This is a genomic window from Candidatus Nitrospira bockiana (genome assembly GCF_965152565.1).
Genome location: NZ_OZ224215.1, coordinates 4,191,392 through 4,215,426, shown reverse-complemented (window position 1 = coordinate 4,215,426; position 24,035 = coordinate 4,191,392). Strand labels below are relative to the sequence as shown.

The window sequence follows — 24,035 nt, the reverse complement described above, 5'->3', positions numbered from 1 at the left end:
CGAGCCCTCGACGTCGGGCTTCTCGCCGTGATGGGGGCCGTCGCGCCGCGTGGGCGCCGGTGGGCGAAGCTCCTCACGCTCCGAGCAGACCACCTAAGAGCAGGAGCGCCACAACTTCACACGCGGTGGGGCGCTTTTGAGCCGAACTATTTTCACCTCATTCGAATTTGCCTTCAATTTCCAGTCACGTTTCGCGCCCGAATTCTGGTACAGTACTCGCATTCGTTTCTCGCAGCTCTTTGAACTGTCTCGGTATTCTTGAATGAAGGCCTTGTTGCTCGCGATGCTGGTCAGCTATGCGACCGGCGTCGTTCTTCCGTTCTTTCTTAAGAAGCCGGCCGCCCTCTCGGTTACAGCCGCCAGCCTTCCCGCTATCCTCGGAACCATCTTTGGCTTCATTCTCGGTCTGCGTGCCGTGCTCAGCGGCGCACCGGCCGTCTTTGCCGTCGATTCGAACCTGCCTTTCCTGGACCTGTCGCTCTCGCTCGATGCCCTGAGCGGCTTCTTCGTCGCCACGATCTCGCTCGTCGGCTTCCCGGCCTCCATCTATGCGTTCGGCTCGCTCGCTTCCCATGAGCCGGCGCGCGTGCCCCTGTTGGGGGCCATGTACAACCTGTTTCTCGCCTCCATGACCCTCGTCGTCCTGGCGAACAATGGACTGCTGTTCCTGGTCGTCTGGGAAGTCATGTCCCTGGCCTCTTACTTCCTGGTGGTGACCGAGCACGAGAAAGCGGAGGTCCGGTATGCCGGGCTCTTCTATCTCGTCATGGCCCATCTCGGCACGGCGTTCATCCTGCTCACGTTCCTGATGTTCTTCCAGGAAGCCGGCTCGTTCTCGTTTCAGGATTTCCGGCAGGCCGGGCAGGCGCTGCCGGAGAGCATGCGCGCGGCCGCGTTCCTCACGGCGCTGATCGGGTTCGGGGTCAAGGCCGGCATCGTGCCGCTCCATGTATGGCTCCCCTACGCCCATCCCGCGGCGCCGTCGCATGTGTCGGCGTTGATGTCGGGCGTCATGATCAAGACGGCGATCTACGGGCTCCTGCGCGTGTCCTTCGACTTCATGGGCGGGGAATTCGCCTGGTGGTGGGGCGTGCTTCTCCTCGCGTTCGGCACCGTCTCCGCCTTCCTCGGCGTGCTGTATGCGCTGATGGAGCACGACATCAAGAGCCTCCTGGCCTTCCACAGCGTGGAAAACATCGGCATCATCGTGATGGCGATCGGCGCCGCGATGGTCTTCCGCGTGTACGGGCTGAACGAGCTTGCAGCGCTAGGGCTGCTCGCGGCCCTCTATCACACGCTGAACCATGCCGTGTTCAAGGGGCTGCTGTTCCTGGGCGCGGGCGCGGTGGTGTCGTCGACAGGCGGGAAGAACATCGAGGACTACGGCGGTCTTCTGCGGCGGATGCCATGGACCGGGGCCTTCTTCCTGGTCGGGTCGGCTTCGATCATTGCGCTTCCGCCGACCAACGGGTTCGTGAGTGAATGGCTGGTGTTCCAAACGCTGTTCCTCAGCTTTCACCTGCCCACCCTGCTGCTCAAATTCATGCTGCCGCTCGCGGCGGCCATCCTGGCCTTGACGGCGGCGCTGGCGCTGGCGTGTTTCGCGAAAGCCTTCGGCATCGCCTTTCTGGGGCTTCCACGGTCCCACCACGCCGCGGCCGCGCGCGAAGTGCCGGTGTCGATGCGGGTGGGTATGGGGTTCCTCGCGTCGTGGTGCTTCCTCCTCGGCCTGGCTCCGCTCGCCGTCGTGCCGCTCCTTGACCGCATGACCGCGCCGTTCGTCGGCACGGCCATCGCAGAAAAAGCCCTGGCACTCGAGGGTTGGGCGTTGACACCGGCGAACGCCGAATTCTCCAGCATCTCCCCGGCGGCGCTGGCGGTCATGTTGGTCGCTCTGGGCCTCCTCGGCCTCGGGCTCGCGCGATGGTTCGGGGGCGCACTGCGCCGGCGCTCTTCCCACACGTGGAACTGCGGTCTTCCCTTGTCGCCGCGCATGCAGTACAGCGCGATCGGGTTCGTCCAGCCGATCAAACGCATCTTCAGCACGATCTATCGCCCGACGATCAAATTGGAAACCGAGTTCTTGGAGGAATCGCGCTATTTCGCCAAGCGACGGCGCTTCGAGTTCCATATCGAGCCCGTCATCCAGCGCGTCCTGTACGAGCCGGTGGCCGCCTGGTTTCAACGGGCGGCGGACCGGCTTCGGGTCGTGCAGGCGGGGAGCATTCACGTGTACTTGTCTTACATTTTCGTGGTGCTCGTCCTGTTGTTGGTGGCGGCCTCATGACGCTCGCGGCACATGGGCTCGTGGTGGTCGCCCAAGCCGTCCTGCTGCTCCTCTTGGGGCCCTTCGTGCTCGGGTTGATCCGAAAGGTCAAGGCGCTTCTCCAGAGCCGGCGCGGGCCGAGGCTCTGGCAGCCCTACGCGGACATGGCGAAACTGTTCCGGAAGGAACCGGTGGTCTCGACCACCACCTCGTGGTTGTTTACGGCGACCCCGTACATCGTCTTCGCGTCCTCCCTTGCGGCGGGGCTCCTCGTGCCGATGTTCGTGTCGACGACCCCCTTGAATTTCGCCGGCAATATCATCGCGCTGGTCTATGTGCTGGCCATCGGAACGTTTTTTCTGATCCTCGCCGGGCTGGATGCCGGCTCGGCTTTCGGCGGGATGGGGAGCAGCCGTGAGGCGATCATCACGACCCTGGCCGAGCCGGCCATGATCCTGTCGATCTTTGCCATTGCCTTGACCTCCGGGTCGACCAACCTCAGCACGATCGTTCACAAGAGCGCGCAGCAGGGCCTCCTCGGCGCCTCCCCGTCGCACATGATGGCGTTGGCGGCTCTCTTCATCGTGACCCTCGCCGAGACCGGCCGGGTGCCCGTCGACAATCCCGCGACGCACCTGGAGCTGACGATGGTCCACGAGGCGATGGTCTTGGAATATTCGGGCCGCTATCTGGCCCTGATCGAATGGGCGTCGGGCATCAAGCTCTTGGTGTTCTTGACGCTCCTGGCGAACGTGTTTGGTCCGTGGGGAATCGCCACGACGCGCACCGGAACGGCCTTGGCGGTCGGCCTCGGCGCCTATCTCCTGAAAATCGCCGGCCTCGCGGTCTTGATCGGGGTGATCGAATCCATGTTTGCCAAGCTGCGCCTCTTTCGAGTGCCCGAGTTCCTCGGGCTGGCGTTCGTCCTGGCGCTGCTCGCGCTCGTCTTTTTCTACATCTTGGGAGGCTAGGTGCTTCACGTTTCACCCACGGTGGCGACTCAACTGGTCGACCTGTGTGCCGCCGTTCTCCTGCTCACGAGCTTTGCCATCGTGGCTCAGCGCCGCCTGTCCTCGTGTGTGGATCTCTTCGCCCTGCAGTCGGCATGGCTCGCCGTGACGGCCGTCCTCGTGGCCGCGCTCACCGGGATGCCTCATCTGTACTTGGCGGCGCTGTTGACGGTGGGGATCAAAGCCGTGATCCTTCCCCGTATCCTGAGGCGGGTGGTCGAGCGACTGAACGTGACGCGGGAACTGGTCATGAACGTGAACGTGCCCGCCGGCCTGCTCGTCTGCGGCGGGCTCGTCATCGTGGCCTTCTTCATCACCCAACCGATCATTCCGTTGGGGTTCCTGCTCACACGCGACTCACTTGGCATCGCGCTCGCGATCGTCCTCATCGGATTCTTCACGATGATCGCGAGGAAGAAGGCCGTGACCCAAGTCATCGGCTTCCTCGTGATGGAGAACGGGCTCTTCCTCGGCGCCACCGCCGCGGCCTATGGCATGCCGCTGCTGGTGGAGCTCGGGGTCTTCTTTGATGTGCTCGTCGGCGGGCTGATCGCCGGCATCTACAGTCACCGGATCCAAGACGCCTTCGACAGCCTCGATACGAGCCGCCTGACCACCTTGAAGGACTAAGGCATGATCGCGACTCTCTTGCTGCTCTCCGCTCCGCTGCTTGCCGGCCTTATGAGCCTGCTGATCAAGCAGGCCCGGCTCCTCCATGCCGTGAACGTGCTCAGCATGGCGGCCCTGGTGGTCGCCGAGTGGATGTTGGGCCGCGGCGTCTTGGAGCAGGGCGCCGTGACGGCCCTGTTCGGCGTCGTGTACATCGACGCGCTCGCGCTGCTCATCCTGCTCATCATCGCGATCATCGGCGTCTCCTGCTCCTTGTACATGTGGTCCTACCTGGACGACTGGGTGGCACGCGGCGTCATCGCCCCTGCGCGGCTCAGCCGCTTCTTCTTCTTGTTCCATCTGTTCCTGTTCGCGATGGTCTTCGCCGTCGTGGCCAACAGCCTGGGCCTCCAGTGGGTGGCGATCGAGGGCACGACGCTCGCGACGACGTTCCTGATCGCGTTCTCCAGGAAGCGGCAGGCGCTGGAAGCCGGGTGGAAGTATTTGATCCTATGCTCCGTCGGGATCGCGCTCGCGCTGTTCGGGACCGTCCTCACCTATTATTCGTCCATCCGGGTGTTGGGTGATGTCAGCAGCGCGTTGAACGTGACCCAGTTACAGGAGGTCGCGGCTCGTCTCGATCCGCACGTGCTCAAGCTCGCGTTCGTGTTCATCCTGGTCGGCTACGGCACGAAGGTCGGCCTGGTCCCCATGCACACCTGGCTGCCCGATGCCTACAGCGAGGCCCCGGCCCCGGTTACGGCCATGCTGGCGGGCGTGCTCGAAACCGTGGCGGTCTATGCCATCCTGCGGAGCAAGATGATCGTCGATGAAGCCCTGCCCGGCGGCTTTGCGGGGAATCTCGTGTTGCTCTTCGGCCTCGGGTCGTTCGGCGTGGCGGCGCTCTTTCTCCTCGTTCAGCAGAACTACAAACGGCTGTTTGCCTACTCGAGCATCGAGCACATGGGGCTGGCCATGATCGGATTCGGGGCCGGCGGCGTGATGGGGACGTTCGGCGGCCTCTTTCACCTCCTGAACCATGCGCTCGCGAAGGCCCTGGCGTTCTTTGCCGCCGGAAACGTCCATCGGCGGTATGGCACGTTGGAGATCGGCGGAGTGCGGGGGCTTGCGAAGGCCCAGCCGGTGACGGCCGTGGCCATCCTCGTGGCCGCGCTGGCTCTGGTCGGCATGCCCCCCTTCTCCTTGTTCGTCAGCGAGACCCTCATCATCTCGTCGCTGGCGACCAAGACGTTTGCCTCGGACACGATGCACCTCGGGAGCTTCTTGACGCTCACGCTGTCCGATCACGTGCGGAGCTTGGCCATCGTCTCGCTCTTTCTGACGTTCGCGGTCGCCCTGTTCGCGGGCGTCATGTCGAGGATCAGCTCGATGGTGTGGGGCGAGGTGCCGGACGGCGTGCGGTCCGGCGAACAATGGCATGTCGGCAAGGCCCCGCTGATCGCGATCGTCGCGGTCCTGGTCGGGTTCAGTCTGGCGCTCCCTCCACCTCTTCAGGTGCTGCTCGACCGGGCCGCGGCGGTGCTCGTCTCACATTGAAGGAGGTCAGATGAATGCCGTGCTGAACGTGCTCGAGGGGGAATTCGGGGAGGCGATCGCGTGCGAGGGGCGGCAGGCCGGAGCGCCGGTGCTCCGCGTGACATGCCGGCGGCTTCCCGACGTCGTCGGCTGCGTCGTGAAGCGCCTCGACGGCCTGCTCTCGCTCCTGTGGGCCCTGGACGCGCGGGAGCCGCACGGCCGGTACGATCTGTATTACTTGTTCACGCTCCTGCCGTCCAAACAGTGGCTCCTGCTCCATGTCGAGCTGCCGGCCAATACTCCCGACTATCCCTCGATCACCCCGCAGACCCTCGCCGCGAAATGGTACGAGCGTGAGATCAAGGACTTGTTCGGCCTCGTCGCCGTCGGCCACCCCGATTTGCGGAGGCTCGTGAGGCATGAACATTGGCCCGAGGCCGCGCATCCATTACGAAAGGACGTGGCGTGGGATTGCGTCCTCGACCGGCACGCCGGCGGCTATCGGTTCAGGCGGATCGAGGGAGAGGGGGTGTTTGAGGTGCCGGTCGGTCCGATTCACGCCGGGATCATCGAGCCCGGGCATTTCCGCTTCTCCGTCGCCGGCGAACCGATCATGCAGTTGGAGCTCCGGCACTTTTGGAAGCACCGGGGCGTGGAAAAGCTCTTTGAACAGAGGTCGCTGCTCGATGGGGTGTCGCTGGCCGAACGGGTCAGTGGGGATACCACGATTGGGCACGGGCTGGCCTATTGTCAGGCGGTCGAGGCGCTGTACGAGCTCGACGTGCCGCGGCGCGCCCGATATCTACGAACGCTGTTGTTGGAGCTGGAACGGCTGCACAATCACCTCGGCGACGTCGGGGCGATCTGTCATGACACGGCGTATGCGGCCGCGCACGCCCACTGCAGCCGGCTGAAGGAGCGGGTGCTCCAGCTCAACGACCGGCTGTTCGGCTCGCGTTTCCTGAGAGGCGCGCTGTGCGTGGGCGGCGTCACGGGCGATCTCGAGCGCCGGCACCTTGCCGAGATCGCGGCAGAGAGCGACCGCATCGCGGCGGATTTCGGCGAGCTCGAAGCGATCCTCTTCGCCAACGCGTCCTTGGTCGATCGGCTGGAAACCACCGGAGTGCTGACGGAAGACGAAGCCCGGCGGCACGCGGCCGTCGGCGTCGTCGGCCGTGCCTCGGGGATCGACCGTGACCTGAGACGCGATCGGCCGTTTGCCGCCTACGACGAATTGACCGTGAACGTCGTGCTGTACCGCTATGGCGACGTGCGTGCGCGTTTCCGGGTCCGGGTCGACGAGATCCATGAATCGATTCGGCTGCTCCGTGAAGCGACGCAACGAATCCCGGATGGTCCTCACGTCGCGACGGGCGGGACCGTTCCGGCGAAAGGCCGATGGGCCGTGGCAGCCGTCGAAGGCTGGCGCGGCGAAATCCTCTATGCGGTGCATGCCGGCGCCGGCGGCGCGATCGAGCGCTGTAAGGTCCGCGATCCGTCGTTCGTCAACTGGCCGTCGATTCAGCAGGCGGTGCTCGGCAACATCGTCCCGGACTTCCCGCTCATCAACAAGAGCTTCAATCTCTCCTATGCCGGCAATGATCTCTGAAGGAAAGGAGGACACCATGTTTCGGATACTGAAAAAGAGCGTCAAGGAAGGGATCGTGACGGGGCAATATCCGGAGCCGCCGCATGTGGACCGCGACATCGCGGAGGCCAGGACGAAGGCCCGGCTGTTCAAGCGGTCGCTCACGCTCCGGGAGGTCGACACCGGATCGTGCAATGCCTGTGAGATGGAGCTGAATGCCTTGGCGAGCCCGATCTACGATCAAGAACGCTTCGGCATCCACGTCGCCGCCTCACCACGGCACGCCGACGCGCTCGTCGTGACCGGACCGGTGACGGTCAATATGGAGGAAGCGCTCAAGGACGCCTACGACAGTACGCCGGCGCCCAAATTGGTGATCGCGTTCGGTGATTGTGCGATCGATTGCGGGGTGTTCAAGGGCAGCTATGCGGTCACCGGGCCTGTCGCCCGGCATGTGCCCGTTGATCTGACCATTCCGGGCTGTCCCCCTCGGCCATCCGAATTCTTGAAGATCTTGAGCGAGCTCCGGAGCGACGAGAAGCGATAAGCGGCGGGGAGGCGGACGATCGACACGTCAACTGCCGTGCTCCTTCGCAACCCGGTCGCCCGACCATCCACCATCTGCCTCCTCAGTGAGCCGTTCCACCCTGTTCGTCGACGCGTCTTCGAGCGGTCGCTGGGCCAAGACTGCCGCGCCGGAGATCGGTAACTGGATCGTAAATTCCGTTCCATGACCGACCTGCGAGGTGACGGCGATCTCGCCATGGTGTTCTTTGACGATGCCGAAGGCGATAGAGAGACCCAACCCGGTCCCCTGTCCGACTTCCTTCGTCGTGAAGAAGGGATCGAAGACCCGCGACAGGTATTCGGGCGGGATCCCTATCCCGCTGTCCTTGACGGAGACGGTCACGCGATCGTCGGTGAGGGTCGAAGACAGCGTGATGGCTTTTCGAGGAGCCTCCGCGACCGCGTCGATGGCGTTCGCGAGGAGGTTCACGAGCACCTGTTCCAGTTGGATCTGACACCCGTCGACCAACGGATTGGCGACCTCGAGCGACACGATGGTCTCCACTTGAGCCAGCCGCATCCGCTCTGCGAGCAATGCCCGGGCGGCTCGGATGACGCTATTGATCTCGAGCGGCTGAAAGCTTTCCTTCCCTGATCGCCCGAACATCCGGAGGTGAGTGATGATGGCCGCCGCCCGGTCGACCTGCCCGCTGGCTTCACGCAGAGAGGAGATGAGCGGGTCCTTGAGCGGCCCGGTCAGGTGCGCCTCGATGAGGTCGAGCGCGTTTCCCAGGAACAGCGCGATGTTGTTGAGCGGATTGTTGAGCTCGTGGGCGAGGCCGGTCGTCAGCTCTCCGATGGAGGCCAACTTGGCGCTCTGGACCAACTGGGCCTGCTTTTCGCGGAGCTCGCGCTGACGGGCCTGCGCCTCCTCGAGCAGGCGCTGGATCTCGGCTTCCGCCTGCTTTCGATGGTTGATGTTGAAGAGGGCGCCAATGAGACGAATGCCGACTCCCGCCGCGTCGTACAGGTATTTGCCCCGGGCGGCCACCCACACGACGTCACCCGTGTCGGCGCGAACCAACCGGTAATCGTGACTCAACGGCTGGTGTCGCTGAAGGCAGTGGGCCATTTCAGCACGCACCCGCGCTCGGTCTTCGGGATGGATTCGCGCCTCCCAGGCCTCTCGGCTGGGAAGCGTCCGGCCGACCTCATAACCCAAGAGCGCAAAGAACGGTGGGGACCAGACCATCGCATCCGACTGCAGGTCCCAGTCCCACAGGGCCATCCCTGCCCCTTCCACCGCCAAGGCCAGCCGTTCCTCACTCGTGCGGAGCGCCTCCTCGGTCCGGCTCCGGACGATGCACTGCGCGAGGTTCGCGGCGATCCCGGCCAATTCATCGAGGGTCCGCGGACCGAGCTCATGACGAGCAAACAGGGCCAGCACGCCCACCACCTTGTCCTGGGCGACCAGGGGATACCCGGCGAACGCCCGCAGGTGCTCCCGCGCGACCCACTGCGGGTTGCGGACCCATGATTCCTCTTGAAGGCGATTGGTCAGACGAGGGCGACGATCCCGAACCATCTCCCCGATCTTCAGGGGGGCGGCGACCGGGACGCGACTATACTCGCCCTTGAGGTTGGTCGAGAGCCCGGCGCTCCCGGCGAGAATCAGCGTGTCCCCCGTGTGGTCCAGCAACCACACTCGGGCCAACGACACGTCCAAATGCCAGACGAGGGACTCCATGCACAGGTGCAGCATGCGATCGAGCGGCTCATGGACCGTGAAAATGGAGCTGATGCTGGTGGCAACACTGGCCAATGCTTCCCGCTCGAGCAACTGACGTTCTTCAGTCGGACGCATGCTGGTCACGCAAAGACGATGGGACAACTCGGTCGGAGCACCGCCGCGCCATGGGAAAATCGATGAGTCAGGGAGGGAAGAGTCCGTAGCATTCAGGGGCGGCATCATGACGGAAATTGGTAACGCCGGCTATCAGCCGGATGCTTACGTCGTATACCGGGCTTCTCTTGGCCGGATACGTAAGTAATCGTCACACGTCGAAGTACTCGCCGGCCTCTTAATCCGGTGGGGCGCGAGTATGAAACACTAAAAGGATTGGGTGGGGCGGTGCACGCTTTGGTAGGTCATGTTGACCGAGTTGCTGGACACGAACCACTACTTCTTCAATCCCTATGCGCTGCCGCCGTTCGCGGCTGCAGCCGGATTGTGCATTGTGCTCCTCCAGTTCCTGGTGCACGGGGTCCCGCGTAGCATCCGGCTGCCCCTGAGCCTCGTGTTCGTGGCGGCTGCGATTTGGTTACTGTCCTTCCATTTGATGTATTCGAGCAAGAGCGAGCAGGACGCGCTTGCGTGGGCCAAGCTCGCTTATCTGGGCGTGCCGTTCATTTGCGCCGCCACCTACCATTTGGCCATCCGCCTCCGTGATCTCTACGACACGCAACGACCGGCCGTCTGGGCGGCGTGGCTGGTCTCGCTCCTCTTTGCCGGACTCGCCTTCAACACCGAGCTGATCCCTCGGGTGACCAGGCAGTGGTGGGGGTTCTACCCGCTCTATGGTCACGCCGGGATCGCCTTCATCGGATACTTCGGCGCGATGGCGGCGGCCAGCCTCTGGCATTTTTATCGCGCCTACAAGACCGCGGAGTCCTATGGGCGGAAGCGGATGGTCCAATTCGTCGGGTTGGGGATCGTGACGGGGTATCTGGCCGGCGTGGATTTCATTCCCAAGCTTGGGGCGGCCCTCTATCCGTTCGGCTACTTCTGGGTCTTGATCTCGGCCTTGTTGGTGTCGCACGGCCTTGCGGAGACGGTGGAGGCGAGACCGGCCTCCCTCTGGGAAGCAGCGACGGCGGCCGAGATCGGGTATAGGGCGCGGTTGCACCGGCAACAGCGGGCCCTGCTCGCTTCGCTCGACGTCCTCATGACGGACAGGAGCGCGGCGGAGTCGATTCGCCGGATCCTCGAGGAAGCGGGTGAAGGGGTGAGCATCGTTCGGATGGCCGTCTGGCAGTATCATGCGGCAGCCGGAACGCTGCAGTGCCGGCACCTGTATCGGCGCACCCCCCAACTGCATCGTGTGATCGCCGGGCAATTCGTCCGGCCGGATCCCGCCTACCTGGAGCCCTTGATGGCCGGACGCGTCGTGCAGGTCGACCATCTCGTCTCCGATGAGCGCATGGCTCCCGTTCAGCCCGTCTTCCTTGACGATCCCGCCGTGGCGCTGTCGGGCTTGGAGGTGCCGATTCACCGGGAGGGACGGTTCCTCGGCGTGCTCTCCGCTCATTCAGTCGGCGAGTCCCGTCAGTGGCCCGATGATGAACGCGGGTTTCTAAAGCTCATCGCCGAGATTCTTGCCGTGATCATCGACGTCCGGGTGGGAGCGGGCGGAGGGTTGCCCGACCGCTTGATCGGCGCCTCACCCACCGTCCAACGCGTGATGGAGGAGTTGATCCGGCGCGACCGGCTGATGGCGGAGGTGGAGACAGGCACGGCACCGCGATGAGAGGCGACTAGAGCCCGTCTCTCTCGCTCTTGTTCCCGACGATCAGGCGGGAGCCCGGGCGGTAGGTCAGGTAGTACCAGGCCCATTCGAACATGACGCGAAGCCGGTTGCGGAAGCCGATGAGAAAGAAGATGTGGACCAGGGACCAGAGCAGCCAGGCGATCACACCGACGGTCCGAATCGGGCCGATTTGCGCCACCGCGTGCGCTTTCCCGATGGTGGCCAACATGCCGCGATCCCGATAGACGAACGGCCGCCGCGAGTCGGCCGGCACGCCGCGCCGAATCACTCGCGCCACGTACCGGGCCTGCTGCATCGCCACCGGAGCCAGCGCGGGCAGCGGAGCGCCGTCCTTGTCGATCGAGCACGCCGCGTCCCCGATGACGAAGATGTGGGAGTCGCCCGGGATCGAGAGGTCCTTCTCGACGATCACGCGGCCCTGCCGATCCAGCGGCGCATCGAGGGAGCGCAGCAGCGGTGAGGCTTCGTTCCCCGCCGCCCAAATGATGTTGGCGCTCTCGAGCACGTCGGTTCCCATCCAGACACCGGATGGGGTGACCTCGGTGACGCGCGCCTGTAAACGGACGTCCACCCCCAACTCTTCGAGGACCGTCTGCGCCTCCGCCGAGAGACGCGGGTCGAACCCGGCGAGGATGCGGTCGCCCGCCTCGAGCAGGACGAGTTGAATGTCGTCCGGGCTGATGCGCGGGAAATCCGGGAGGATGGACCGCCGCGCGATCTCGGCGATCGCACCGGCCAACTCCACCCCGGTCGGCCCGCCGCCGACGATGACGAACGTCAGATGCTTCTTGGCCGCCTGCCCCCCGACCCGCTCCGCGCATTCGAACGAGAGCAGCATCCGCTCGCGGATCTCCAAGGCATCCGCCAGGGTCTTCAAGCCCGGGGCGATCCGCCCCCACTGCTCATGACCGAAATAGGAGTGGCGCGATCCGGGCGCCAGGACCAGGTCGTCAAAGGGCAGCTCCCCGTCTTGGAGCCGCACCGTTCGCGCCGCACGGTCGACGGCGATCGCCTCGTTCATCATGACCGTGACCCCGCTCCGACGCAGAATCGTCCGAAGCGGGGACGCGATGTCGCCGGCCGACAAGGCGGACGTGGCCACCTGGTACAGGAGCGGCTGAAAGACGTGATGGTTGGTCCGATCGACCAGCGTGATGTCCGCAGGCATCCCGGCGAGGCGTTGTGCAGCCGTCAGGCCGCCAAAGCCCCCGCCGATGATCACCACTCGACGCCGGTCCTTCGTCTGTCGCGGCTCCAGCACTTTGGAGTGGGCCCCCGTTTCTCCTGGCGATCAGCAGGTGCGCAGGCGAATGGGAACGATGCGTCAAGGACCGCGAAGAACATGGGCGAGGTCGCGGGCAGGTGAGGTGCGCAGCGGTCCGGCGAGTTAGCGCGGGCGGGGATCGGTGCTGCGTTCAGCTTGATCGCGCCGGAGGGCGGTGTGAGTGATCGCGTAGAAGCAGTGCCGACAAGACCAGAAGGCGCCGGTTTGGACCAAGGAATTGCGGTGGCACCGAGGGCACGCCTCGACCAGCGCCCAGGACCGAAGTGAGCGCTCCGAGCAGTCCGCCTGCACGCGCGGCTCTTTGTCATGGCGTTTCATACCGTCACCTCCTCGACCAGTGGTTCCGCGACATCCCGGCCTTGGGTGACCTTGATGATTCCGTCGTAGATGGCCCGCGCAGACGAAGACCATTTGCTGTCCGGTGGAAGGCCGCGAAATGCCGCTTCAGCAGCCTTTTGTTCATCGTATGTCAAACGCTTCGACATCACACTCGCATCCTGTCTACGAGAGAACACGTCGACCGACGAGCCTATCTTACTGCATGACGTGCGAAAACGGAATAGGCGGACGGACGGCGGCGAAGAACGGCTCACCCGACGAGTCACACGGCGGCGTCCTGGACGGATCCTGATGCAGCGGCGTCGGAGGAACGACGGGCCGCCCCGCCCGCGCCCCGCGCCGGCATACCTTCCCCCAAGCCCTACGAATCTGCCACCCTGGCCTCGTTCCTCTAGTGCGGAGTACGCTGAAAGAAAGGCATCACCAGTCAAGGAGGCCACCATGAAACGAATGCTTGGAGCAGGGCGAATTCTCGGCATAGGGGGAATGGCGATTCTCTTGTTGGCGTGCCAGCAGTTGACACCGGGTCAGCGGACCGCCATTCCTGAAACCAGTCGAACCGGCAAGGTCGTGGACGTGAGGATCAACTTTGCCTCCGTCGCACCGGCCGATTTGAAGGTCGATGTGGGGGACGAGGTCCGATTCATCAATGATGGAACCTTGCCCATACGGGTGATCCTGATCGAGGCGGCCCACCACGCCGCGTGCCAACGCGGGTTCCGGGCCGCGATCGACCAGGAGGCGGAGATCAGCCCCGGTCGCTATGCGAGCTTCTGTTTTGATAAAGCCGGGACGGTGAAATATATGGCTCGGGAGAAGGGCCCGGTGGCCGGCGGAGAAAAAGTCCTCTCGGCGCAGATCCGTGTCGAAGAGGGCGGGGCGACGGCCGCCTCGATCAGCGAGGCCGCGCCGGAAGGGACATCGGCTTCTCGGCGTGAAGTGGAGGAAGGCAAGACGCCGCCACGCATCACGCCGTCGAGACCCGAGGCGGAGGCGGGGCTGACGCTGACGCCCGAGGAGAAGTAAGGCCAACCTTTGACCTCTCGGGCGCCCCGAGCGCGTACACCGGCGGGAGCGGCGGAAGCCGCCCCGCCGGATGGCAGTCCGCTATCCTTCTCGGCCTCCTGCCTTCACCTCGGTCGCGATGTCCATCACCTTGTCCTCGCCATCGACCATCAGCACGACGGCATCGCCCTTCCCCAGCCTTGAGACTTTCTCTTGCACGGACCTCCTGACTTCATAAGGCTGTCGCTCACCCTCGACCGTCTGGATGGTCACCATGTTCTTTTCCAGCGGCTCGACGATCGTCCCTTCGACCCGACGATGCGCACCTTTGAGCGGCGATTTGCGCTCGGGACTCGCCTGTGCCCGGTGCAGGGCCTCTTGGCTCGCGAAGATCGCATCGGCGATGCGGGCTGCCTCGTCCACGAGAAACTCAGCCTCCACCCCGACCGGGATCGAGGCGACCTTACTGCGCGCCTGTGGGAGCACGCCGAATGTCTCTTCCTTTCCCTCGTCGGTCCTGATCAACGCTTCCTCATGCCCGATCACCAGAGGCTGCATCAGCCGTCCATGGATGATTCGGTGGGTGCCCGGCTGCCCGGCAAGGTGGTAGTCAACGACGAGATTTTGCTCGTTGAGCGTGATCTCGATCCGGTCCCCCTTCTTGACGGAAGCCATCGCTTTGTCGGTAGATTGGTGCACGGGAAGGAACCGAGGCTGCACCTCTCCCGTATTCACTTGAATTTGGCCACTCTTCACGTCCTCGACGATCCCGATCACATGCCGATTCCCTTGAAGGAGGTTCCCGGGTGGATCTGACGCCAGCGCGACGGAGACGCTTCCTCCCGCCAGCAGCGCCACGATCACCATCCCCCGTATCCTATTCATGGCTGTTCTCCTCTCGTAGAGTTTCTGGGACAGCGGACAGGGATGCAGGCTCAAACATCCGATGGATCGTCATGGCAGTACTTGCTGCTCCTTGATCTGTCCCTCGCCTTCAAGGACGGCTTTGCCATCCTTGTCCGTGAGGTCTGGTTTCTTCTCCGTTTCTGGAAGACTGGGTTCAACGACCAGGCTGTTCTGGACGGCCTTGACTCCCGGTTCGGACATTACAATCCGGGTCGCGAGCCCTTCCTCCTCCGGGGTCTTCACCACCCCGTAGAGCGTGACCTGCCCATCCTTGACGGCGACTGCAAGCAGGCCCCAATTGATCCGGCCGTCCATCCGGAGCTTCTCTTCGAGCTTGGCCGACAACATCTCATCGTCTCGCGGGCCCGTGCTCTTCTGATCCACCAAGGGAACGGTCTCTGCCGCATGGCCGTCCAGGGTCCCCAGTCCGAGCGGAAACACGAGGAGCCCACCAAGCACGAGTCCAGTCGAACATGCCGTCTTCATGGCGGTTCCTCCTTCCTGTGCGAGCTGTCTGTGCGAGCTGTGCGAGTCACTGTCCTCCCCGCCTCGGTCGTGCCTCATGCCGCATGCGCGGGCCTCGAGATCTCCTTGACGGTGTCGGCCAATTGGTCCGGCTCGTTCAGTGCCAAGGCGAGATCCTTCTGGGAAATGATGCCCACGCAGCAGCCTTCTTCATTGACGACTGGGATGCGCCGCACCTGATGCCGCCGCATCTGGTGCAGGCAGGCTTGAAGATCGTCTTCGGGACGGCAGGTGATCGGGTTGGTGTGCATACTCTCGGCCACCTTGGCGTCGTGCGGGTTCCGTCCCGCCGCGACGACATCCAGACAGAGGTCCCGATCGGTGACAACGCCTACGAGCCGGCGGGTCTGTGGGTCAACCACCGGAACGATCCCGACGTCTTCTTCGGACATGATCAGCGCCGCAGCCTGTGCAGTCGCTGCCGGGGTACAGGTCGTGGGGTTTCGCGTCATGATGTCTTCGCATGTCATGTCTGGTTCCTCCTGGTAAAATCTTTCCAATTTCCACCGCGTCCACCGCGGCTCAGCCAGGTGTCGCCGCGCCGAGGCGCACGAAGCACGAGGCGGCCAATAGACGTCTGGGCGGTGTCATACGCGACCTTGCTGCCTTGGTTCTGCCTCGTCCGGTGCTTGATCGATGGGCCGTGCCTCACTGCTGTACCGAGGCAAGTCCGGTGCCCTGCGTCAGTCAAGCGAGCGAAGAGCGGTCGGCTCGTCTGCTACGTCGGGTAAGCAGTCGAAAGGCGGGGAGTCTGCGCGGCTTACGGCGGATCGCACAAAGTGATACGGGATGGCTCCATGCGCACGGCAGCTCACGCTGCGGACCATGTTCCGAATACGGGTCAAGGTGTCCGGACCAGAACGAGATGTCCGAGCGGCGGGTCCTATGACGACATTCCCGATTCATTTTCATTCTCATGAGCGCGATTCCGCTTGTCCTTCGTCAACCAGGCCTTTGTTCCGTTGAACGTATGCTTGCCTTACCTTTGCCCACTGCTCCGCTCGGTCCTACAAGAAATCCGTGATCTGACTGATAGGCTTCTCTCCCGGGGGGTGGAGTAGACATGGAGCATAGTGTGCGGATGGGCGGACGGTCGTGTGCGGCCCTCGAGGGCAAGGAGGAAGCGCAATGCTACGCAAACAGATACTTGGGAGCGGCCATCGCATAGGCGGAAGCAGCCGTCGCCACGGACCAGCCGGCATCTCGATCCCCGAGGTGGCCACGGTCCTGGTGTCCTCAGAGATGCCGGAGCATCCCGTCGACCACATCTGCGACGGCCAATACGGGCCCGGCAGCACACGTTGGATTGCCGGCGAGTCCGGCGATCAAAGCGTGGTGCTCTCCTTCGATGCTCCGCACACCGTTCGTCGAGTGAGTCTCGAAGTCGAAGAGCCTGAGGTCAGTCGAATCCAGGAGCTCGCCCTCTCGATCTCACGGGACGGTGGGCAGACGTACCGAGAAATCCTCCGCCAGGAATATACGTTCAGCCCGCCGGGTACGACGTTCGAGCACGAAGAATGGCAGATACCGGGAGAGGGTGTGACCAACGTCTGGATCTGGATCCGGCCGGATAAGAACGGCCGGCCATGCCGGGCGAGCATCACGTCGTTGGCCTTACAGTGAGAGCAAGCATACCGCGACCATCGACCACCGGTGGCGGATGCTCAACATTTTTGAGGGTGACACCATGAGGCAGGCGCAAGTAGGAGATACCGTCCGAGTCCATTACACCGCCAAGCTAGAGGATGGGACGGTCTTTGATTCCTCACAAGGAGGGAGCGTATTGGAGTTCAAGCTCGGAAGCAATGATTTGATCCGCGGCTTCCATCAGGCGGTCCTTGGCATGAAGCCGGGCGACTCGAAGACGGAAAAGATCCCCAGTGAGCTCGGCTATGGCCCTCACCAAGAATCCCTCTGTGTCACCGTCGACCCCGCCCTGTTCGTCGCAGAGGGGGTCCATCCCGATGTCGGGATGGAGCTGGAGGTACGGAGTCCGGATGGCAACGCAGTTCCTGTGCGCGTGACCGAGGTCTCCGAGGTCGGCGTGACCCTTGACGCCAATCACCCGCTTGCGGGGAAGGATTTGATTTTCGACATCGACCTCGTTGAGATCGTCGACGTCCCCGAATCGTCTTCACGGAAAGAGTCAGCCTAGACAGAATACTAGATGGAGCTAGACAGAATAATAGAGAAGCCGCGGGACGCCGGTCACCGAGGCACGGTGTGACAATGCACAGTCGTCGGGTCGGCGGGGCAGGGGACGGCCGGCGTTACCCGCCGCGCGGTTCCTTGCGGCCTTCGGGTCGACGAGCGTGACGCGGGGGACCGTCCCGCTGGTCGTCATCCACCAACAAGGCTTGACCCGTGACGATGTGCCCGCATTGCCTGCACCGCCAGAAGGCCCCGGTGTGGACGAAGTCCCTGTGAAAACACAACGCGCATAACATGCCCCAACCGTACCCCGGTCCGTTCCCGAGGGCAGTCAGACGATCCGTCCGAGGCTGTCCGAGGAAGCCGGAGCTTCGTGGCTGCGAAGTACTTACGGGTTCCTCCCCATCCTATTATGAAGACCGTGCGGCCGCGCGCGTCTTCACAACTGTCAGACATTCTTCTCTTTAGGTGCCGGAGACGCTCCGATTGTGATCGCCCGGGCAGGCTGTGATGATGAAGGAACGGAGGTCACCATGTTCACACACCTGCTGTCGACTCTTGCCCTTGGCGTGGGGCTGCTGGCTGCACCGGCCGGGGCTCAGGCCCCGAGATCCATCCTATCCACGGACGGCCGGGATGCGCGCGGCGTGGAAAACACCGGGCCCTCCAATGAGGCTCAGCCCGCGGAGACCATGCGGGCCACGATCGTGGGAAAGGAGGGCGACGAATTCATCGCCGAGACGGAAGAAGGTCAGGAGCTGCGGCTCCCCGTCGATGGGGCCCCGGCGGACGTCGGCATTGGAGATGAGCTTCGCCTCGTGGCCGACTTCGAAACGCAGACGATCTATATCTTCAAAGCCACACCGGACGAGGCCGGGGAGAAGGCCACCGAGCTCTGAGGCCAGTTTGGCCGCAGCCGGGGCTGGGGCATGTGGCGGGGCTGGTGCATGCGGATGGAGCGGAGAGGGCTTCCCCAGACTTCGTATTGGGTGCCGTCGGGGTCAGTCGCTAGCGGCCCGCCGGGTATCGGATGTGAATGCCACGGTGTCCGGCGCAGCCGGCTGCCGAAGCGCCCGGAACAGGTGCGGCAGCGACGTAATCGTCGGGGCGGCAATCAGGTCACGGACTCGAGGGAGGTTCCAGCAGGGTATCATCGGGAACTCATGATGCTCCCAGTGCATGTAGGTATTGTGGGGCAGAATCAAGGCCCGGGCGAGAAGGCCGGCAGAAATCCGGTGCGTTCCGTGAGTGCCCCCGTGTTCGGTCCACATCCTCAACCGAAAGATCGGCCAGAGGCAAAACAGCAGGCTTGCCCACCACAGGATCACAATCCACGCCTGCCCGGCCAGCCAGGCCACGGTGCCGGTCACGAGCCAAAACAACGGGGCCATGATGCCGTCGACGAAGGAGACGGCGCGGGTGAGATAGGCGGCCATGGCAAGATGGGGGATTCCCGCGCCGAGCAAATCCGTCAACGCGTGCATCGTGAGTTGACGGGAGGTGATCGGCACCTCCCATTGCCCGAACGCCCGCTTGTGAATCAATTCAGGATCCTGATCCGTCCCGGTCGCCCGATGGTGCTGAAAGTGAAAGCGACGGTAGCCCTCGAGCGGGAAGCCCAAGGGCCAGAAGCAGAAGAGGTTCGTCAGCAGGTCGTTCAACCGTCGGTTGCGGCTGACGAGGCGGTGCGCACCGTCATGGGCGAGTATCGCGAGCGCGTGCTGTTTCACCGCGATGATCAGCGCCGCCAAGACAAAGGCGACAGGGTGGTCCAGCCATCCCGTGACCACGACCGCCGCCACGATGACCGCCCAATCGAGCAGCGCTCGGCGAACCCACTGCCATTCGTCGGGCTCGGCTAGCTGGCTGATCCGTCGCATGCAAAATCCTTGGGATGACGTGCGTAGGTTCTAGGCCTACTCGGTCAATTAGTCAATCTGGGTGTTCTACGCAATTCATCGCTGGCCGGGGTGGATGTGGTGCCCGCCGGGCCTGGAACGATCGCTCCCTCTTTTGTTATCCTGTTCCCGTGAGCCATCATCCCGACCGCTCCTTCAGTCACCTGCTCAAGAGTGAGCCGCGGCGCGCGTTCTACGATCGCAACAAGCCGATCGCCGTGCTGATGATCCTCATCGTGTTCCTCTCCCCGATCATCGGCGTCCTTCTCTCCGGTCTGCCGGGTGCCGTCTTCGGCGTCGCCGCCTCCGTGGCCGGCTACTACCTGGCACCGTACGCCGTGCTCACGGTTGCCGGGCTCGGAAAGGACTGACCGGTCTTCTGGTAGAATGCCCACCGGTTTCGTGCCGAAGTCGGATCGCCCATCATCTGAGAGGGTCAATGGCCAAGAAGAAGGATCTCTCATCGTCTGCCTCGCCCGCGGCGCCACCCGTGCCTCCTGCCGAACCAATCGCGTCCCCCAAGGGCCGTCCCCCTGGCGGCCGTCCCGCCCAGACGGTGACCGCCGTGGAGATGGGCGCGCGGCAGCGGGAAATCTCCGTCTCCGAGTTTTTCACGAAGAACCGCCATCTGCTGGGGTTCGACAACCCGCGTAAGGCCCTGCTGACCTGCGTGAAGGAAGCGGTCGACAATGCGCTCGACGCCTGCGAGGAAGCCGGGATCCTGCCGGATGTCACGGTGCAGCTCGACGTGGTGGCGAACGGGGGCGCGACACCGCCTGCGAGCCAGGCCACCCGGTTTCGCATCACGGTGACCGACAACGGCCCCGGGATCGTCCGCCAGCACATTCCCCGCATCTTTGCCAAGCTCTTGTACGGGTCCAAATTCCATCGCCTCCGGATGAGCCGAGGACAGCAAGGGATCGGGATCTCGGCGGCGGGCATGTACGGCCAACTGACGACCGGCAAGCCGGTGAGGATCATCTCGCGGACCGGTCCGCGCGCGGCGGCGCATTACTTCGAAGTCCAGATCGACACGAAGAAGAACGAGCCGCTCGTGCACGAGAACAAGCAGATCGATTGGGAGCAGCCTCGCGGCACTCAGGTCTCGCTCGAAGTGGACGGCCGGTATCAAAAAGGGCGGGCGTCGGTCGACGAGTACCTGGAGCAGACCTCGATTGCGAACCCGCACGTGCGGCTGGTGTACCGGACGCCGGACGGCGAGACGAAGGAGTACCCGCGCACGTACCATGAATTGCCGCCGGCTCCCCGCGAGATCAAGCCGCACCCGTACGGGATCGAGTTCGGGATGCTCCTCAAGATGTTGCACGACACCAAGAGCCACACGCTCGCGGGCTTTCTGTCGAGCGATTTCTGTCGGGTGTCGCCCGCGCTGGCGGAGGAGATCTGCCAGGCCGCGAAGGTGGCGCCCGAGACCCGTCCACGGGCCATCCACGGCCCGACCGCGGAGCGGCTCTATCAGACGATTCAAGTCACCAAGATCATGGCGCCGCCCACGAACTGTCTCTCGCCGATCGGCGAGAAGGCGATTCTCGCCGGCCTCTACAAGCAGATCAAAGGGGAGTTCTATACAGCGGTGAGCCGGCCGCCGGCCGTGTATCGCGGCAATCCCTTCATCATCGAGGCGGGCGTGGCCTACGGGAACAGCTCGGACGCCGCGGCGAAGCCGCGACCTGCGGGACCGCTGGCCGAGGGGGAGGGGCGGGACGAAGACTCGGAGCTGGCCAGGGTGATCCGCTATGCGAACCGGGTGCCGCTGCTGTACCAGCAGTCCGCCTGCGCGACCTTCAAGGCGGTGCTCGACACGACTTGGCGCAATTACGGCATCGCGCAGTCGCGAGGGGCGCTCCCGGCCGGGCCGATGGTGATCTTCGTCCACATGGCATCCGTATGGGTGCCGTTCACGAGCGAGAGCAAGGAGGCGATCGCCGATTACGACGAGATTCATAAAGAGATCACGCTGGCGCTGCGTGAATGCGGCCGGCGGTTGGGTCTCTACTTACGGCGCCGGGAACGGGCGGCGAGCGAATATCGGCGGCGCAACCTCTTCGAGCTCTACATCGAAGAAGTGGTCGAGGCGTGCAACCGCCTCAAGGGCGGCAAAGTGCCGACCGAGAAGCTCAAGGCGCAACTCCAGAAGATTGCGGCGTCGCGGACGGGCGGTCTCAAAACGGACGAGGTGCTCGGGAAAACGGGAGCGGGACCGGAAGGCCTGCCCCACTCGATCATCGTGACGCCGGAAGGGATCGAGGGAGAAGTGCCGGTGGCCGCGGAGGCGGGGGCGTCTCACGGTCATACCGCGCCGGTAGCGAGTGCGCCCCAGGCGGCTCTGTCCGGTGAGGACAAGACGCCGGCGCCGCCGTCCGGGGCGTCCGACGGATCGGGAGACCGGCCGGGCACGGGCCTCAAGCCCGCCAAGGGCGCAGCGGCTCAGCTCCCGCTCTTCGCCGATACGGGAGCTTCGGCTGGGACGCCGGCCCCGGGCCGGCGACGAAGTCGGAAGGAACGGCCCCGCCCGGCGGCCGGCCGGAAGCAATAGGGTGACGATGGCACAGAAGAAAGACAAGCCCAACGGCCTCGTGGAGAAGAAACTGGTTGGTCTTGCCGACCTGGTGGTGACCGCCGCTCAGCGCTCCAAAGATCCGACGCTGGCGATCCCCATTCGCGCGTTCTCGAACGTTGCGTTCAACGAGCGGAAGGGCATGATCGAAATGGGGGGCAAAAAGCAGGCGCGCTCGTTCTTCAACGTCGGCATGGCCAAGAAGTTCATGCAGACCATGCTCGTCGCCGACGCGCTGTGCGAGCTGCAGCGGGCACGGTTGACCACCTCGCTGCGCGAAATCTACTACCGGACCAAACACACGATCCGGAACTCGCACGAGAACACCTTCGACACGCAGGACGAATCCGATCCGATCATCGAAGATCTGGAAGTGTCGCTGGCGGCGCTGCGTGAAGAGCTCCATGTGCGGGCGGAGAACGGCGGGAGCGTGGTCGGCCCGTTGGTCCTCGGCGACGACGGCGACCGCGTCGACTGCGCGAAGCTGGGGAAGGGCGGTTACTCGGTCCCCTCGATCGTCGAGCCCGAATATCTCGAGATTCGCCGCTGCACGGCCGACTTCGTGCTGCTCGTGGAGAAAGGGACCCAGTGGAACCGGCTCTCCGAAGACAAGTTCTGGCGGCGCTACAACTGCGTGCTCTTGACCGGGAACGGCCAGCCGCCCCGCGGGGTCCGGCGATTGGCGCGGCGGCTGCACGAAGAGCATCGGCTGCCGGTCTACGTGCTGGTCGACAACGATCCCTGGGGGTACTACATCTACTCGGTCGTCAAGCAGGGCTCGATCAACCTGGCCTTTGAAAGCCAGCGCATGGCGATTCCCAAGGCCAAGTTCATGGGGCTGTCGAGCGCCGACCCCGAGCGGTACGAGCTGCCTCGCAACGTGGGCATCAAGCTGAACGAGAAGGACATCACCCGGGCCAAGGAGCTGCTCAATTATCCGTGGTTCCAGAAGCCGGCCTGGCAGCAGGAGATCAAGCGCATGCTGGGGAGCGGCCTCAAGTATGAGCTCGACGCGCTCGCCAACAAGGACTTCCAGTTCCTCACGAAGAAGTATCTGCCGCGGAAGCTCAAGGAGAAAGACTGGTTGGATTGAGAGAGCGTCTGCCGGACGATCGGACGGCGCGGGAGCGGGCGACCGTCTCCTAGGAGGCCCGGGGCTCGCCGCCCACGCTCCGAATGACGACCAGCCGGCGCCTGGCGCCCCATGCCCCCGGTGCGGCTTCGAAGACGCCGGCGCAGGCCGTCGCGCAGCGCCGGCAGGAGCCGGTGTCCGTGAGGCCCCATGCCGTGACGTGATACCAGTCGCGACCGATCAGCGTCGTCCCGCAGTGATGGCAGGAGGTCCGGCCTCCCTCTTCGTCGTCGACGTTGCCCGTGTACACGTATCGCAATCCGTTCGCGAGCGCGATCCGGCGGGCGCGGCTCAACGTCGCGGGCGGCGTCGGCGGCTTGTCCATCATCTTCCAATCCGGATGGAACGCGGTGAAATGGAGCGGGACGTCAGGCCCGAGCTCCCCGGCTATCCACTGCGTCAGGGCGTCCAGCTCGGACTCGGAATCGTTTTCGCCGGGGATGAGAAGCGTGGTGATTTCGAGCCACACCGCGGTCTCATGTTTGAGGTAGCGAAGCGTGTCTAGGACCGGCTCCAGGCTCCCGGCGCAGATCCGTTTGTAAAAGCGCTCGGTGAATCCCTTCAGATCGACGTTCGCCGCGTCCATGAAGCGGTAGAACTCGGCCCGCGGCTCCTCACACACGTACCCCGCCGTCACCGCCACCGACTTGATGCCCACCTCGCGGCACGCCTGCGCCACGTCGATCGCATATTCATGGAAGATGACTGGATCGTTATAGGTATAGGCGACGCTCCGGCAGCCGGAGGCTTGCGCCGCCCGGGCGATGGCGTCCGGAGCGGCCTCGTCCGCCAGCGTCTCCATTTCCCGGGACTTGCTCATGTCCCAATTCTGGCAAAATCGGCACGAGAGGTTACACCCCGCCGTGCCGAACGACAGCACGGCTGAGCCCGGGAGGAAATGATGGAGCGGCTTCTTTTCGATCGGATCGATGCAAAACCCGCTGGAGCGCCCGTACGTGCTCAGCACGATCCGGTCGTCCCGGCGGCCGCGGACGAAGCACAGCCCCTGCTGCCCTTCCTGCAAGGTGCAGAACCGCGGACAGAGGTCGCACTGGATTCGGCCGTCGCCGAGCGCATGCCAGTAGCGGGTCGGTACCACCGTGTTCATGGCGATCTTCAGCGGCCATTATACCAATATACCAAGCGATCGGA

The 24,035-nt window shown here is 64.0% G+C and carries 23 protein-coding genes; 14 read left to right on the top strand and 9 right to left on the bottom strand.

Going from position 1 to position 24,035, the window contains the following annotated elements:
• Positions 1-262: 262 nt before the first annotated feature.
• Genes hyfB through ACWHYV_RS20680 form a run of 6 tightly spaced genes read left to right on the top strand, consistent with a single transcriptional unit; the run spans position 263 to position 7,556 of the window.
• The gene (hyfB, locus tag ACWHYV_RS20705) at positions 263-2,287 is read left to right on the top strand and encodes a hydrogenase 4 subunit B (protein ID WP_447978389.1); all 2,025 of its coding nucleotides are present in this window, start codon (positions 263-265) and stop codon (positions 2,285-2,287) included.
• Positions 2,284-3,237, top strand: coding sequence for a respiratory chain complex I subunit 1 family protein (locus ACWHYV_RS20700; RefSeq protein WP_447978388.1), 954 nt, complete (start codon positions 2,284-2,286; stop codon positions 3,235-3,237). The genes hyfB and ACWHYV_RS20700 overlap by 4 nt, the downstream gene beginning before the upstream one ends.
• A complete protein-coding gene (locus tag ACWHYV_RS20695) occupies positions 3,238-3,906 on the top strand; it encodes a hydrogenase (RefSeq protein WP_447978387.1) in 669 nt (222 codons plus the stop codon).
• A gap of 3 nt (positions 3,907-3,909) precedes the next feature.
• Positions 3,910-5,442, top strand: a complete 1,533-nt coding sequence (locus ACWHYV_RS20690; protein WP_447978386.1) for a proton-conducting transporter transmembrane domain-containing protein — start codon at positions 3,910-3,912, stop codon at positions 5,440-5,442.
• Between the two features lie 10 nt (positions 5,443-5,452).
• Entirely contained in the window at positions 5,453-7,030 is a 1,578-nt protein-coding gene (locus ACWHYV_RS20685; protein ID WP_447978385.1) for a hydrogenase large subunit, read from the top strand.
• 16 nt (positions 7,031-7,046) lie between these two features.
• Positions 7,047-7,556: an NADH-quinone oxidoreductase subunit B family protein gene (locus ACWHYV_RS20680; RefSeq protein ID WP_447978384.1), complete on the top strand. Its 510-nt coding sequence runs from the start codon at positions 7,047-7,049 to the stop codon at positions 7,554-7,556.
• Positions 7,557-7,583: 27 nt separating this feature from the next.
• On the opposite strand, the gene ACWHYV_RS20675 is transcribed toward ACWHYV_RS20680, so the two are convergent.
• On the bottom strand, positions 7,584-9,380 hold the full coding sequence (locus ACWHYV_RS20675) for an ATP-binding protein (protein ID WP_447978383.1): 1,797 nt from the start codon (positions 9,378-9,380) through the stop codon (positions 7,584-7,586).
• Between the two features lie 286 nt (positions 9,381-9,666).
• On the opposite strand from ACWHYV_RS20675, the gene ACWHYV_RS20670 reads away from it, so the two are divergent.
• On the top strand, positions 9,667-11,043 hold the full coding sequence (locus tag ACWHYV_RS20670; protein WP_447978382.1) for a GAF domain-containing protein: 1,377 nt from the start codon (positions 9,667-9,669) through the stop codon (positions 11,041-11,043).
• A 7-nt stretch (positions 11,044-11,050) separates the two neighbouring features.
• Here ACWHYV_RS20670 and ACWHYV_RS20665 read toward each other — a convergent pair whose 3' ends face one another.
• The 3 genes from ACWHYV_RS20665 to ACWHYV_RS20655 form a co-directional block, all read right to left on the bottom strand.
• Positions 11,051-12,289: an NAD(P)/FAD-dependent oxidoreductase gene (locus ACWHYV_RS20665; protein ID WP_447978381.1), complete on the bottom strand. Its 1,239-nt coding sequence runs from the start codon at positions 12,287-12,289 to the stop codon at positions 11,051-11,053.
• Positions 12,290-12,451: 162 nt separating this feature from the next.
• Entirely contained in the window at positions 12,452-12,667 is a 216-nt protein-coding gene (locus tag ACWHYV_RS20660; protein WP_447978380.1) for a hypothetical protein, read from the bottom strand.
• Complete coding sequence (locus tag ACWHYV_RS20655) at positions 12,664-12,837, bottom strand: hypothetical protein (protein ID WP_447978379.1); 174 nt, start codon at positions 12,835-12,837, stop codon at positions 12,664-12,666. Before ACWHYV_RS20655 ends, ACWHYV_RS20660 begins: the two co-directional genes overlap by 4 nt.
• Positions 12,838-13,129: 292 nt before the next feature.
• Here ACWHYV_RS20655 and ACWHYV_RS20650 point away from each other — a divergent pair, with 292 nt between their 5' ends.
• Positions 13,130-13,714, top strand: coding sequence for a cupredoxin domain-containing protein (locus ACWHYV_RS20650; protein ID WP_447978378.1), 585 nt, complete (start codon positions 13,130-13,132; stop codon positions 13,712-13,714).
• An 81-nt stretch (positions 13,715-13,795) separates the two neighbouring features.
• On the opposite strand, the gene ACWHYV_RS20645 is transcribed toward ACWHYV_RS20650, so the two are convergent.
• The 3 genes from ACWHYV_RS20645 to ACWHYV_RS20635 all read right to left on the bottom strand — a co-directional run bounded on the left by ACWHYV_RS20645 (position 13,796) and on the right by ACWHYV_RS20635 (position 15,594).
• Positions 13,796-14,578, bottom strand: coding sequence for a hypothetical protein (locus ACWHYV_RS20645; protein ID WP_447978377.1), 783 nt, complete (start codon positions 14,576-14,578; stop codon positions 13,796-13,798).
• A 69-nt stretch (positions 14,579-14,647) separates the two neighbouring features.
• Positions 14,648-15,085: a BON domain-containing protein gene (locus ACWHYV_RS20640; protein ID WP_447978376.1), complete on the bottom strand. Its 438-nt coding sequence runs from the start codon at positions 15,083-15,085 to the stop codon at positions 14,648-14,650.
• Between the two features lie 74 nt (positions 15,086-15,159).
• Positions 15,160-15,594, bottom strand: a complete 435-nt coding sequence (locus ACWHYV_RS20635) for a CBS domain-containing protein (RefSeq protein ID WP_447978375.1) — start codon at positions 15,592-15,594, stop codon at positions 15,160-15,162.
• 658 nt (positions 15,595-16,252) lie between these two features.
• Here ACWHYV_RS20635 and ACWHYV_RS20630 point away from each other — a divergent pair.
• From ACWHYV_RS20630 to ACWHYV_RS20620, 3 genes are all read left to right on the top strand, one after another.
• Entirely contained in the window at positions 16,253-16,747 is a 495-nt protein-coding gene (locus ACWHYV_RS20630; RefSeq protein WP_447978374.1) for a hypothetical protein, read from the top strand.
• A 64-nt stretch (positions 16,748-16,811) separates the two neighbouring features.
• Positions 16,812-17,279: an FKBP-type peptidyl-prolyl cis-trans isomerase gene (locus ACWHYV_RS20625; RefSeq protein ID WP_447978373.1), complete on the top strand. Its 468-nt coding sequence runs from the start codon at positions 16,812-16,814 to the stop codon at positions 17,277-17,279.
• Between the two features lie 529 nt (positions 17,280-17,808).
• Positions 17,809-18,174: a hypothetical protein gene (locus ACWHYV_RS20620; protein ID WP_447978372.1), complete on the top strand. Its 366-nt coding sequence runs from the start codon at positions 17,809-17,811 to the stop codon at positions 18,172-18,174.
• 102 nt (positions 18,175-18,276) lie between these two features.
• Here the strand turns inward: ACWHYV_RS20620 and ACWHYV_RS20615 are convergent, their stop codons facing one another.
• Positions 18,277-19,155: a fatty acid desaturase gene (locus tag ACWHYV_RS20615; protein WP_447978371.1), complete on the bottom strand. Its 879-nt coding sequence runs from the start codon at positions 19,153-19,155 to the stop codon at positions 18,277-18,279.
• Between the two features lie 149 nt (positions 19,156-19,304).
• On the opposite strand from ACWHYV_RS20615, the gene ACWHYV_RS20610 reads away from it, so the two are divergent.
• The 3 genes from ACWHYV_RS20610 to ACWHYV_RS20600 all read left to right on the top strand — a co-directional run bounded on the left by ACWHYV_RS20610 (position 19,305) and on the right by ACWHYV_RS20600 (position 22,844).
• Positions 19,305-19,544 carry a hypothetical protein gene (locus ACWHYV_RS20610; RefSeq protein ID WP_447978370.1) on the top strand — a complete coding sequence of 80 codons (240 nt, stop codon included), beginning with the start codon at positions 19,305-19,307 and terminating at the stop codon, positions 19,542-19,544.
• Between the two features lie 68 nt (positions 19,545-19,612).
• Positions 19,613-21,730, top strand: a complete 2,118-nt coding sequence (locus ACWHYV_RS20605; RefSeq protein ID WP_447978369.1) for a DNA topoisomerase VI subunit B — start codon at positions 19,613-19,615, stop codon at positions 21,728-21,730.
• Positions 21,731-21,737: 7 nt separating this feature from the next.
• Positions 21,738-22,844: a DNA topoisomerase IV subunit A gene (locus ACWHYV_RS20600; RefSeq protein ID WP_447978368.1), complete on the top strand. Its 1,107-nt coding sequence runs from the start codon at positions 21,738-21,740 to the stop codon at positions 22,842-22,844.
• A 49-nt stretch (positions 22,845-22,893) separates the two neighbouring features.
• On the opposite strand, the gene amrS is transcribed toward ACWHYV_RS20600, so the two are convergent.
• The gene (gene amrS / locus ACWHYV_RS20595) at positions 22,894-23,991 is read right to left on the bottom strand and encodes an AmmeMemoRadiSam system radical SAM enzyme (RefSeq protein ID WP_447978367.1); all 1,098 of its coding nucleotides are present in this window, start codon (positions 23,989-23,991) and stop codon (positions 22,894-22,896) included.
• Between the last annotated feature and the right edge of the window lie 44 nt (positions 23,992-24,035).

Coding starts and splice junctions, on each gene's coding strand:
- hyfB (WP_447978389.1), top strand. CDS start 263: ATGAAGGCCTTGTTGCTCGCGATGCTGGTCAGCTATGCGACCGGCGTC.
- ACWHYV_RS20700 (WP_447978388.1), top strand. CDS start 2,284: ATGACGCTCGCGGCACATGGGCTCGTGGTGGTCGCCCAAGCCGTCCTG.
- ACWHYV_RS20690 (WP_447978386.1), top strand. CDS start 3,910: ATGATCGCGACTCTCTTGCTGCTCTCCGCTCCGCTGCTTGCCGGCCTT.
- ACWHYV_RS20685 (WP_447978385.1), top strand. CDS start 5,453: ATGAATGCCGTGCTGAACGTGCTCGAGGGGGAATTCGGGGAGGCGATC.
- ACWHYV_RS20680 (WP_447978384.1), top strand. CDS start 7,047: ATGTTTCGGATACTGAAAAAGAGCGTCAAGGAAGGGATCGTGACGGGG.
- ACWHYV_RS20675 (WP_447978383.1), bottom strand. CDS start 9,380: ATGCGTCCGACTGAAGAACGTCAGTTGCTCGAGCGGGAAGCATTGGCC.
- ACWHYV_RS20670 (WP_447978382.1), top strand. CDS start 9,667: ATGTTGACCGAGTTGCTGGACACGAACCACTACTTCTTCAATCCCTAT.
- ACWHYV_RS20660 (WP_447978380.1), bottom strand. CDS start 12,667: ATGAAACGCCATGACAAAGAGCCGCGCGTGCAGGCGGACTGCTCGGAG.
- ACWHYV_RS20650 (WP_447978378.1), top strand. CDS start 13,130: ATGAAACGAATGCTTGGAGCAGGGCGAATTCTCGGCATAGGGGGAATG.
- ACWHYV_RS20645 (WP_447978377.1), bottom strand. CDS start 14,578: ATGAATAGGATACGGGGGATGGTGATCGTGGCGCTGCTGGCGGGAGGA.
- ACWHYV_RS20640 (WP_447978376.1), bottom strand. CDS start 15,085: ATGAAGACGGCATGTTCGACTGGACTCGTGCTTGGTGGGCTCCTCGTG.
- ACWHYV_RS20635 (WP_447978375.1), bottom strand. CDS start 15,594: ATGACATGCGAAGACATCATGACGCGAAACCCCACGACCTGTACCCCG.
- ACWHYV_RS20630 (WP_447978374.1), top strand. CDS start 16,253: ATGCTACGCAAACAGATACTTGGGAGCGGCCATCGCATAGGCGGAAGC.
- ACWHYV_RS20625 (WP_447978373.1), top strand. CDS start 16,812: ATGAGGCAGGCGCAAGTAGGAGATACCGTCCGAGTCCATTACACCGCC.
- ACWHYV_RS20620 (WP_447978372.1), top strand. CDS start 17,809: ATGTTCACACACCTGCTGTCGACTCTTGCCCTTGGCGTGGGGCTGCTG.
- ACWHYV_RS20615 (WP_447978371.1), bottom strand. CDS start 19,155: ATGCGACGGATCAGCCAGCTAGCCGAGCCCGACGAATGGCAGTGGGTT.
- ACWHYV_RS20605 (WP_447978369.1), top strand. CDS start 19,613: ATGGCCAAGAAGAAGGATCTCTCATCGTCTGCCTCGCCCGCGGCGCCA.
- ACWHYV_RS20600 (WP_447978368.1), top strand. CDS start 21,738: ATGGCACAGAAGAAAGACAAGCCCAACGGCCTCGTGGAGAAGAAACTG.
- amrS (WP_447978367.1), bottom strand. CDS start 23,991: ATGAACACGGTGGTACCGACCCGCTACTGGCATGCGCTCGGCGACGGC.